The sequence below is a fragment of the Saccharothrix hoggarensis genome, assembly GCF_042678885.1.
GTDB lineage: Bacteria > Actinomycetota > Actinomycetes > Mycobacteriales > Pseudonocardiaceae > Actinosynnema > Actinosynnema hoggarensis.
Genome location: NZ_JBHTLK010000242.1, coordinates 1 through 10221 on the forward strand (window position 1 = coordinate 1; position 10221 = coordinate 10221).

General features: G+C 74.0%; 6 protein-coding genes. 5 read left to right on the forward strand and 1 reads right to left on the reverse strand.

The genetic code is table 11. The features are described from left to right. Positions 1-548: hypothetical protein (locus ACFQ3T_RS30460; RefSeq protein ID WP_380728513.1), on the forward strand; the 548-nt coding region annotated here is incomplete at its 5' end. Here the strand turns inward: ACFQ3T_RS30460 and ACFQ3T_RS30465 are convergent. After that, positions 535-1071, reverse strand: a complete 537-nt coding sequence (locus ACFQ3T_RS30465; protein ID WP_380728515.1) for a DUF4291 domain-containing protein — start codon at positions 1069-1071, stop codon at positions 535-537. The genes ACFQ3T_RS30460 and ACFQ3T_RS30465 overlap by 14 nt on opposite strands. A gap of 145 nt (positions 1072-1216) precedes the next feature. On the opposite strand from ACFQ3T_RS30465, the gene mfd reads away from it, so the two are divergent. From mfd to ACFQ3T_RS30485, 4 genes are all read left to right on the forward strand, one after another. Beyond that, positions 1217-4780, forward strand: a complete 3564-nt coding sequence (gene mfd / locus ACFQ3T_RS30470; RefSeq protein WP_380728517.1) for a transcription-repair coupling factor — start codon at positions 1217-1219, stop codon at positions 4778-4780. Between the two features lie 13 nt (positions 4781-4793). Further along, positions 4794-5744 carry a SurA N-terminal domain-containing protein gene (locus ACFQ3T_RS30475; RefSeq protein WP_380728519.1) on the forward strand — a complete coding sequence of 317 codons (951 nt, stop codon included), beginning with the start codon at positions 4794-4796 and terminating at the stop codon, positions 5742-5744. Further along, complete coding sequence (locus ACFQ3T_RS30480; protein ID WP_380728521.1) at positions 5741-6655, forward strand: MazG family protein; 915 nt, start codon at positions 5741-5743, stop codon at positions 6653-6655. Before ACFQ3T_RS30475 ends, ACFQ3T_RS30480 begins: the two co-directional genes overlap by 4 nt. Before the next feature lie 152 nt (positions 6656-6807). Beyond that, complete coding sequence (locus ACFQ3T_RS30485) at positions 6808-9987, forward strand: S41 family peptidase (protein WP_380728523.1); 3180 nt, start codon at positions 6808-6810, stop codon at positions 9985-9987. Positions 9988-10221: the final 234 nt, after the last annotated feature.

A 10221-nucleotide genomic window follows, 5' to 3' on the forward strand; every position in this document is an offset into this window, starting at 1 on the left:
GCGGGGCGGGCGTGGTGCGGGCGCGCCGCGACAACCTGATTCCCGACCCGGCGGTCGACCCGGCCGCGCCGTGGGTGGACCGCCTCGTCATCAGGGACACCGCCTCGCTGTCCGCCCGCGGCACGCGGATCGGCCCGAAGGTGTGCCACCGGGCCGACCCGGACGTCGAGGTGGCGCAGGGCAACCACACGGCGACCGGCCCCCTGGTCGGCGCCGAGTCGCCGCTCGCGCCGCTGGAGATCCTGCACGTGCCCGACCGCGGCTACCGGCACTACGCGCGCAAGATCGCCAACGGCGGCTCGGCCTACGCGGCCAACACCCGGCTCGGCGCCGACATCGGCTGGCACTGGCGCGAGGACTACCAGCGCCTGCTCGACGGCGAGCTGGAGGCCGTCTACGCGGCCCGCGAGCGCGACCACGCGGCGGTGGCGGACGGCCTGCGGGAGGGCGTCCTGCTCCGCGACACCCGCCTGGCGGACCGGCTCGGCGCCCTGGTGCCGACGGCGGTCCGCCCGGCGGAGCTGAAAGCCGTGCTCAGCCCTCGTTGACCGGCATCGGGTACGGGCGTTCCACCGGCAGCAGGGCACGCGCGCCGTCCACGTCACCGGCGCGCACCAGCGCGTGCACCCGGTGGGCCAGGGGCGTCACGTCGGTCAGCCCCACGACCCACTCGTCCACGTACCGGCGTGACGCCTCGCCGGCCAGCCCGAGCTGCAACGACCGGTGCGGCAGCGCGTTCAGCCGCACGTCCCGCTCCGGGTCCCACTGCACGCGGACGTCCGGTTTGCGGCCGACGCCCTCGTCGCTCGGCACGGCCGCCCGCACCGCCCAGTCGAACCCCGATCGGGTGATTCGCACGGCCAGGACGCGCTCCTGGTCGGGCTTCGTCCCCCACCCCGAGCGGTACATCATCCACAGGAACGACGGCTTCACCCACGTCATCCGGCCGCGCTTGAACGGCGGCACGAACCGGCCCGCGGCCAGTGCCGGGACGGCGATGGCCGGCGAGTACGCCTGGTACACGGTGACGTGCCGATCGTCGTAGTCGGCCCTGATCTCCCTCTGCTCCACGTACCCAGGGTCACCGCCCGGTCAACCGAAATCACGGCGCACCCCGCGCGGCAGGCCCGTAGGCTGGCAGCCGAGAACCCCTCCGGTGGACGTTCGGTCCCGGGCAGGGGTCTGTCCGCGTTTCCAGTCCCGGGGAGCCACCGCAATGCCCCAGCCCGGCCCGCTGTCCGGCCTGCTGACCGCTGTCCTGCCCGACAAGGCGCTGCGCGCCCTCACCGACTCGGTCGGCGTGCCCGACCTCGAACTCGAAGGGCCGCCCGCCGCCCGGCCGCTGGTGGCGGCGGCCCTGGCGAACCACACCCCCGTGCTGGCCGTGACGGCCACCGGCCGCGAGGCCGACGACCTGAAGGCCGTCCTCTGCGACCTGATCGGCCCGGAGCAGGTCGCGCTGTTCCCGTCCTGGGAGACGCTGCCGCACGAGCGCCTGTCGCCGAGGGCCGACACGGTCGGCGCGCGCCTGCAGGTGCTGCGCCGCCTCGCCCACCCCGGCGACCACCCGCTCAAGGTCGTCATCACCACGGTCCGCAGCCTGATCCAGCCGATGGCGCCCGGCCTCGGCGACCTCGCGCCCGTGCACCTGGCCGTGGGCGGCGAGCACGACTTCGAGGCGCTGCTGGTCAACCTGACCGAGATCGCCTACACCCGCGTCGACATGGTCGAGAAGCGCGGCGAGTTCGCCGTTCGCGGCGGCATCCTCGACATCTTCCCGCCGACCGCCGAGCACCCGCTGCGGGTCGAGTTCTGGGGCGACGAGGTCAGCGAGATCCGCCCGTTCGCCGTCGCCGACCAGCGCTCGCTGCCGCAGCAGGTCGACGGGTTCACCGCGCCGCCGTGCCGCGAGCTGCTGCTGACGGCCGACGTGAGGGCCAAGGCCGCCGCGCTGGCCGAGCGGCACGCCGCCGACGCGCACCTGCACGAGCTGCTGAGCAAGATCGCCGAGGGCATCCCGTCGGAGGGCATGGAAGCCCTGATCCCGGCCCTGTGCGAGGGCGAGCTGCAGCTGCTCACCGACGTCGTCCCCGAGGGCACGCACGTCGTCCTCAACGACCCGGAGAAGATCCGGGCGCGCGCCGCGGACCTCGTGCGCACCGGCCAGGAGTTCCTGGAGGCGTCGTGGATGGCCGCGGCGGGCGGCGGGCAGAGCCCCATCGACCTGGACTCCAGCGCCTACCACAGCCTCGCCGACGTGGCGCAGTCCGCGCGGGCCCAGGGCCGGCCCTGGTGGACGCTTAGCCAGCTCACCACGGAGGGCGAGGACGTCGTCCGGCTCGAGCTGAAGCAGGTCGAGGCCTACCAGGGCGACATCGACCGGGCGTTCGCCGACCTGCGCGCCCACACCGTCTCCGGCGGCACGGCGGTGCTCGTCGTCCCCGGCGCGGGCACGGCCCAGCGGGCGACCGAGCAGCTGCGCGAAGCCGACGTGAACGTCGTCCTCCGCGACACCCTCGACAGCGCGCCGCGCCAGGGCGCGGTCACCGTCGTGCGGGGCGCGCTGGAGGACGGCTTCTCGCTGCCCGAGCTGGCGCTGGTCGTGCTCACCGAGACCGACCTCACCGGCGGCAGGCACGGCACCAGCACCAAGGACATGCGCCGCATGCCCAGCCGCCGCCGCAACGCGGTGGACCCGCTCGCCCTGAAGCCCGGCGACTACGTCGTGCACGAGCAGCACGGCATCGGCAAGTACGTCGAGATGGTCCAGCGCACGGTCGCGGGCGCGACCCGCGAGTACCTGGTGCTGGAGTACGGCTCCAGCAAGCGGGGCCAGCCCGGCGACCGGCTGTTCGTGCCGACCGACCAGCTGGACGAGGTGTCCCGGTACGTCGGCGGCGAGCTGCCCACGCTGAACAAGCTGGGCGGCAGCGACTGGAAGAACACCAAGGCCAAGGCGAAGAAGGCGGTCAAGCAGATCGCCGCCGAGCTGGTGCAGCTGTACGCCGCGCGCCAGGCCGCTCCCGGTCACGCGTTCGCGCCGGACACGCCGTGGCAGCGCGAGCTGGAGGACGCGTTCCCGTTCACCGAGACGCTCGACCAGATGGCGGCCATCGACGAGGTCAAGGCCGACATGGAGCGCACGGTCCCGATGGACCGGGTGATCTGCGGCGACGTCGGCTACGGCAAGACCGAGATCGCCGTGCGGGCGGCGTTCAAGGCGGTGCAGGACGGCAAGCAGGTCGTGGTGCTGGTGCCGACGACGCTGCTCGCGCAGCAGCACCTCAACACGTTCACCGAGCGGATGCGGGCGTTCCCGGTGAACATCAAGGGCCTGTCCCGGTTCACCGACCCGCTGGAGGCCGAGCAGACGATCACCGGCCTCGCCGAGGGCGACGTGGACATCGTCATCGGCACGCACCGCCTGCTCCAGAAGAGCCTGCGCTACAAGGACCTCGGCCTCGTGATCGTGGACGAGGAGCAGCGGTTCGGCGTCGAGCACAAGGAGCACATCAAGGCGCTCCGCACGCACGTGGACGTGCTCACGATGTCCGCGACCCCGATCCCGCGCACGCTGGAGATGTCGCTCGCGGGCATCCGCGAGATGTCCACCATCCTCACCCCGCCCGAGGAGCGGCACCCGATCCTGACCTACGTCGGCGCGTACGACGACAAGCAGGTCGGCGCGGCCATCCGCCGCGAGCTGCTGCGCGACGGCCAGGTGTTCTACGTGCACAACCGGGTGTCCTCGATCGAGAAGGCCGCCCGGCACATCCGCGAGCTGGTCCCCGAGGCGCGCGTGATCACCGCGCACGGCCAGATGAACGAGGACAAGCTGGAGAAGATCATCCAGGGGTTCTGGGAGAACGAGTACGACGTGCTCGTGTGCACCACGATCGTCGAGACCGGCCTGGACATCTCCAACGCCAACACGCTCATCGTGGAGCGCGGCGACCTGCTCGGCCTGGCCCAGCTGCACCAGCTGCGCGGACGCGTCGGCCGCGGTCGCGAACGCGGCTACGCCTACTTCCTGTACCCGCCCGAGGCGCCGCTCACCGAGACCGCGCACGACCGGCTCGCCACGATCGCGCAGAACACCGAGCTGGGCGCGGGCATGGCGGTGGCCATGAAGGACCTGGAGATCCGCGGCGCGGGCAACATCCTCGGCGCCGAGCAGTCCGGGCACATCGCGGGCGTCGGCTTCGACCTGTACGTGCGGCTGGTCGGCGAGGCCGTCGAGGCGTTCCGCAAGCACGCGGGCGCGGACGGCGAGGTCGAGGAGGACCTGGCCGAGGTCCGCGTCGACCTGCCCGTGGACGCGCACATCCCGCACGACTACGTGCCGGGCGAGCGGCTGCGGCTGGAGGCGTACCGCAAGATCGCCGCCGCGGGCGACGCCGAGGCGCTGGAGTCCGTGCGGGACGAGCTGAAGGACCGCTACGGCACGCCGCCGCTGCCCGTCGAGCGGCTGCTCGCCGTGGCGAGGTTCCGGCAGACGTGCCGGGCGCACGGCGTCACCGAGGTCGCCACGCAGGGCGCGACGATCCGGTTCGCGCCGCTGGAGCTGAAGGACAGCCAGCTCGTGCGGCTGCGCCGGCTGTTCCCCAAGGCGGTCTACAAGCCCAACACCCGGATGGTGAACGTGCCGCGGCCGACGGAGGGCGCGGCGGGCGGCCGGATGGGCGCACCCCAGTTGCGGGACCAGGACCTGCTCGATTGGTGCGCCGGTTTCCTGGAGTCCTTGGCGGGGACTCCCGTGAGCGGCGTCACGAGGTCGTGAGAAGGTACTGGTCGTGAGGACTGTGCAGAGGCGCTTCACCCTGATCGGCGCGGCGGTCGCCCTGACCTCGGCGGCACTGCTGGTGGCGGGCTGCGGTACCGGCCCCGGCCACGTCGGCTCCGCCGCGATCGTCGGCGACACCGTGCTGCCGTTGGAGCAGGTGCAGCAGCGGGTGGACGTGGTGCTCAAGAAGGAGCCCGACGTCCAGGAGCTGCACGAACAGCGCAAGCTCGACCAGGTCGCCCGCCTGGTGGTGACCCTGGGCGTGCGGCACGAGCTGATCGAGGAGGCCGCGCGGCGCGAGGGCGTGACCGTGTCCGAGGAGGCCGTGTCCGAGTCGATCGAACGGGCCGGCGGCGCGGAACTCGCCTCGCAGCGGACCCCGTACGACGCGACGACGTTCCGCGAGCGGGCCAGGGACCAGCTGCTGCTGGTCGAGCTGGCGCGCAAGTACGCGGACCGGATGGAAGTCACGTTCGACTACTTCTTCACCAAGGACAGCTCCGAGGCCGTCGACAAGGCCAAGCAGGTGGCCGCGAACCCGGCGAAGATGGCCGAGTTCATCGCCGCCGCGCCGCAGAGCGCCGAGGGCCAGTCGATGGCGCAGAAGGCCCAGCGGGTCCGGTCGGCCGAGTCGCCGCAGGCCGCCCAGTTCCCGCTGTTCGGCGTCGAGCCGGGCACGGTCGTGGCGTTCGCGCCGGAACCCGGCAGCGCCCAGTGGATCGTCGCGCACGTGACCGACCGCCGGACCGACGCGCGGTCGCCCGGCGAGTCGTCCACCCAGCAGCTGACGCCCCAGGTGCTGGAGCAGATCGGGCTGCGGCTCCTGCAGACCCTCGCCGGCGACCCGGAGATCCAGATCAACCCGCGCTACGGCGTGTGGGACAGCACCGCCATCGGCCTCGCGCCGAGCGAGGGCGAGCTGACCGGCTACCAGGCGACCGTCCGGGAACCGTCGCAGTGACCGTGGTCCTGGTCGGCGCCACCCCCGTCCTGCCCGCCGCCGCGCTTCCCGCTCTGCGGGGCGCGGCGGCGGTGTACGCGGGGGAGGGCGTCGACCCGGCCCTGTGGTCGGCGGAGCCGGTGTCCGCCTTCGCGCCCGGCCCGTCGGTCGTGCTGCTCACCACGAACCCGGACGAGCCCGCCGCCCGCGCGCTGGTCTCGGCGGGCTCCCCGGTGATCCGCACCCCCGCCGTGCCGCTGCTCGACGCCGCCGCCGTCATGGACCGGCTGCGCTCGCCCGGCGGCTGCCCGTGGGACGCCGAGCAGGACCACAAGTCGTTGCGCCAGTACCTCGTGGAGGAGACCTACGAGCTGCTGGAGGCCATCGAGGACGGCGACCGGGCGGCGTTGCGGGAGGAGCTGGGCGACGTCCTGCTCCAGGTCCTGTTCCACGCGCGGATCGCCGCCGAGGACGCCGAGGACCCGTTCGGCATCGACGAGGTCGCGGGCGACCTGGTCGCGAAGCTGGTCGGCCGCCACCCGCACGTGTTCGAGGGCGACGACCCGGCGGTGCACGACGCGACGTCCCAGCAGCACCGCTGGGAGGAGCTGAAGCAGGTCGAGAAGCGGCGCGAGTCCAGCGTGGACGGCGTCGCCACCGGCCAGCCCGCGGTGGCGCTGGCCGGGAAGCTGGCCCAGCGGGTGGCGCGCGCCGGGTTCCCGGTGGACCTCCTGCCCGAGGGCGACGACACCGGCACGACCCTGTTCGCCGTGGCCGCCCTGGCGAAGCTCGCCGGCGAGGACCCGGAGACCGAGCTGCGGGCCGTGGCGCGCGCGTTCGAGGCGAAGGTGCGTGCCGCGGAACGGGCCGCCCGCGCCGCCGGCGTCACCGCGATGACCGCCGCCGACTGGCGCGCGCACTGGCCCGCCTGACCGTCCACTGGCCCGCCTGACCGTCCACTGGCACGTCACCGCCCACGGCGCCCGGCGCGCGGCGGCCCGATCGGTGATCTTTGGTCTCGATGCCGCAGCGACCTTCCCGGGGTGGGGCGAGCGCGGGTGAACGGGGCGCTAACGTCGGGCGGGTGACCGAGGCCTACCTCCGCTTCCCGCACCTGCACGGCGACCTGGTGACCTTCGTGGCCGAGGACGACGTGTGGCTCGCCCCCCTCGACGGCGGCCGCGCCTGGCGGGTGACCGCCGACCAGGTGCCGGTGTCCTTCCCCCGCTTCGACCCCACCGGCACGCGGCTCGCGTGGACCAGCCGCCGTGACGGCGCGCCCGAGGTGCACCTCGCGCCGGTCGACGGCGGCGAGGCGACCCGCCTGACGTACTGGGGCGACTACGCGACCTCCGTGCGCGGCTGGACGGCCGACGGCGACGTCGTCGCGGTCACCGCCGCCGGCCAGGCCACCGCGAACCGGCAGTGGGCGCACGCCGTGCCGGTCGACGGCGGACCGCCCCGCCGGCTGCCGTTCGGCTGGGTGGACGACGTGTCGTTCGGCCCGGACGGCCAGGTCGTCGTCACCTCCGTCTACGGCCGCGACCCGGCCTGGTGGAAGCGCTACCGCGGCGGCGCGGCGGGCAAGCTGTGGGTCGACGCGACGGGTGACGGAGAGTTCGCCCGCATCCTGCCCGAGCTGACGTCGTCGCTGACGTCGCCGATGTGGATCGGCGACCGGATCGCGTTCCTGTCCGACCACGACGGCGTGGGCAGCCTCTACTCGGTGGCGCCGGACGGGTCGGACCTGCGCCGGCACTCCGTGCAGGAGTTCTACGCGCGCGTCGCGTCGAGCGACGGCCGGCGGGTCGTCTGGCAGCAGGCCGGCGAGCTGTGGTTGCTCGACGACCTCGTGGACGCCGAGCCGCGCCGGCTGGAGATCGCCCTGGGCGGCCCCCGCACGGCCCGCCGGCCGCGTGCCGTGCCGTCCCGGCCGGACGACTTCCACCCCGACCGGACGGGCCGCGCCAGTGTGGTCGAGGTGCGCGGCACGGTGCACTGGGTGACCCACCGGGACGGCCCGTTGCGCGCCCTCGCCGAGCAGCCCGGCGTCCGCGCGCGCCTGCCGCGGGTCGTCGGCGACAGCGTGGTGTGGGTGACCGACGCGGACGGCGAGGAGGGCCTGGAGTTCTCGCCGGTCGGCGGCGTGGAGCCGGGCAACGAACCGCGCCGCGTCGCCGTGGGCAAGCTCGGCCGGGTGCTGGAACTGGCCGTCTCGCCGGACGGCCGCCGCCTCGCCGTCGCCACCCACGACGGGCGGCTGCTGCTGGTCGACGTCGAGTCGGGCGAGGTCCGCGAAGTCCTGAAGGGCGCGAACCCCCACGTCAGCGACCTGGCGTTCTCGCCGGACTCGAACTGGCTCGCCTGGTCGCACCCCGGCCCGCGCCCGCTCCAGCACATCCGGATGACCAACACCACCGACCTGTCCGTGGTGGACGTGACGCCGCTGCGCTTCTCCGACTTCTCGCCGACGTTCACCGAGGACGGCCGCTACCTGGCGTTCCTGTCGGTCCGCAGCTTCGACCCGGTGTACGACGCGCACGTGTTCGACCTGTCGTTTCCGACGGGCTGCCGGCCGTTCCTGGTGCCGCTGGCCGCGACGACGCCGTCGCCGTTCGACCCGCTGCGCCTGGGCCGGCCGGTCGGCGACGACTCGTCCGACAAGGACAAGGACCACAAGGACGACGAGAACCCGATCACGGTCGTCGACCTGGACGGGCTGGCGGACCGGGTGGTGACGGTGCCCGTCGCCGCCGCCCGCTACTCGGGCCTCACCGCCGCCAAGGGCGGGCTGCTGTGGCTGCGGTCGCCGTTGCGCGGGGTGCTGGGCGACAACCTCGCCGGGCCGTCGTCCCGGCCGCCGCGCGCGGTGCTGGAGCGGTTCGACCTGGCCAAGTCCCGCACCGAGACGCTCGTGGACGGCGTCGACTCGTTCGACGTGACCGGCGACGGCCAGCGGATGGTGGTGCAGGACGGCGACGACCTGCGCGTCGTGCCGACGGACCGCAAGGTCGACTCCGACGACAGTGACTGCGTGGAGGTCGACCTGTCGCGGGTGCGGGTGGTCGTGGACCGGGCGGCCGAGTGGCGGCAGGCGTACGCCGAGGCGGGCCGGCTGATGCGGGACCACTTCTGGCGCACCGACATGGGCGGCGTCGACTGGGCGGGCGTGCTGGAGCGCTACCGGCCGCTCGTGGACCGGCTCGGCAGCTACAGCGACCTGGTGGACCTGCTGTGGGAGGTGCAGGGCGAGCTGGGCACGTCCCACGCCTACGTCATCCCGTCCGGTGGCGGGGCGCGCGGGCGTGCCGTGGGCCTGCTCGGCGCGGACCTCGAACGGGACGAGTCGGGCGCGTGGCGGATCGTGCGGATCATCCCCGGCGAGACGTCGGACCCGGCGGCGCGGTCGCCGCTGGCCGCGCCGGGCGTGGCCGTGCGGCCGGGTGACGCGATCGTCGCCGTGGACGGCCGGCAGGTCGACCCGGTGACCGGTCCCGCGCCGCTCCTCGTCGGCACGGCCGACAAGCCGGTGGAGCTGACCGTGCGGCCCGGCGGCGGTGGTGAGCCCCGACGCGTCGTGGTCGTGCCGCTGGACGACGAGGAGCCGCTGCGCTACCACGCGTGGGTGGCCGACCGGCGGGCGCGCGTGCACGAGCTGTCGGAGGGCCGGGTCGGCTACCTGCACGTGCCGGACATGATGGGCGCGGGCTGGGCTCAGCTGCACCGGGACCTCCGGGTCGAGCTGGCCCGCGAGGCGGTCGTGCTCGACGTGCGCGAGAACGGCGGCGGCCACACGTCCGAGCTGGTCGTGGAGAAGCTGGGGCGCAAGGTGATCGGCTGGTCGGTGGCCCGCGGGTACACGACGGCCGACAGCTACCCCGCGGACGCGCCGCGCGGGCCCGTGGTGGCGATCGCGGACGAGTTCGCCGGGTCCGACGGCGACATCGTGAACGTGGCGATCAAGGAGATGGGCATCGGGCCGGTCGTCGGCACCCGCACGTGGGGCGGGGTGATCGGCATCGACATGCGGTACAGCCTGGTCGACGGGACGCTGGTGACGCAGCCCCGGTACGCGACCTGGTTCGCCGGGCCGGGGTGGGACGTGGAGAACCACGGCGTCGACCCGGACGTCGAGGTGGTGATCACGCCGCAGGACCGCGTGGCCGGGCGCGACCCGCAGCTCGACACGGCGGTGCGGCTGGCGCTGGAGGCGCTGGCGGCGCGGCCGGCGGCCCTCGCGCCGGAGCTGCCGCCACTGCCGTGAGCGAAGACCACCCTGGCGTGTGACGCCGGGGTGGGCCGCGACCGGCGGTCCGAGCCCGATCATGGGAGCACGCAAGATCGGGTTCGGGGGTATCGGTGTCGGCAGGGGTTCGGGTTCGGTGAGTCATCGCGAGTTCCCGCGCAGCGGGCGCGGCTGCCTGTCGGCCGTGGTCGGGCTGCCGCTGGTGGCGGCGGCGGGCGTGGCGGCGCTGGTGCTGGTGTTCGGCGCCGGCGA

Bases quoted from the DNA above. Each gene is read 5' to 3' on its own strand.
- mfd (WP_380728517.1), top strand. From the start codon at position 1,217: ATGCCCCAGCCCGGCCCGCTGTCCGGCCTGCTGACCGCTGTCCTGCCC.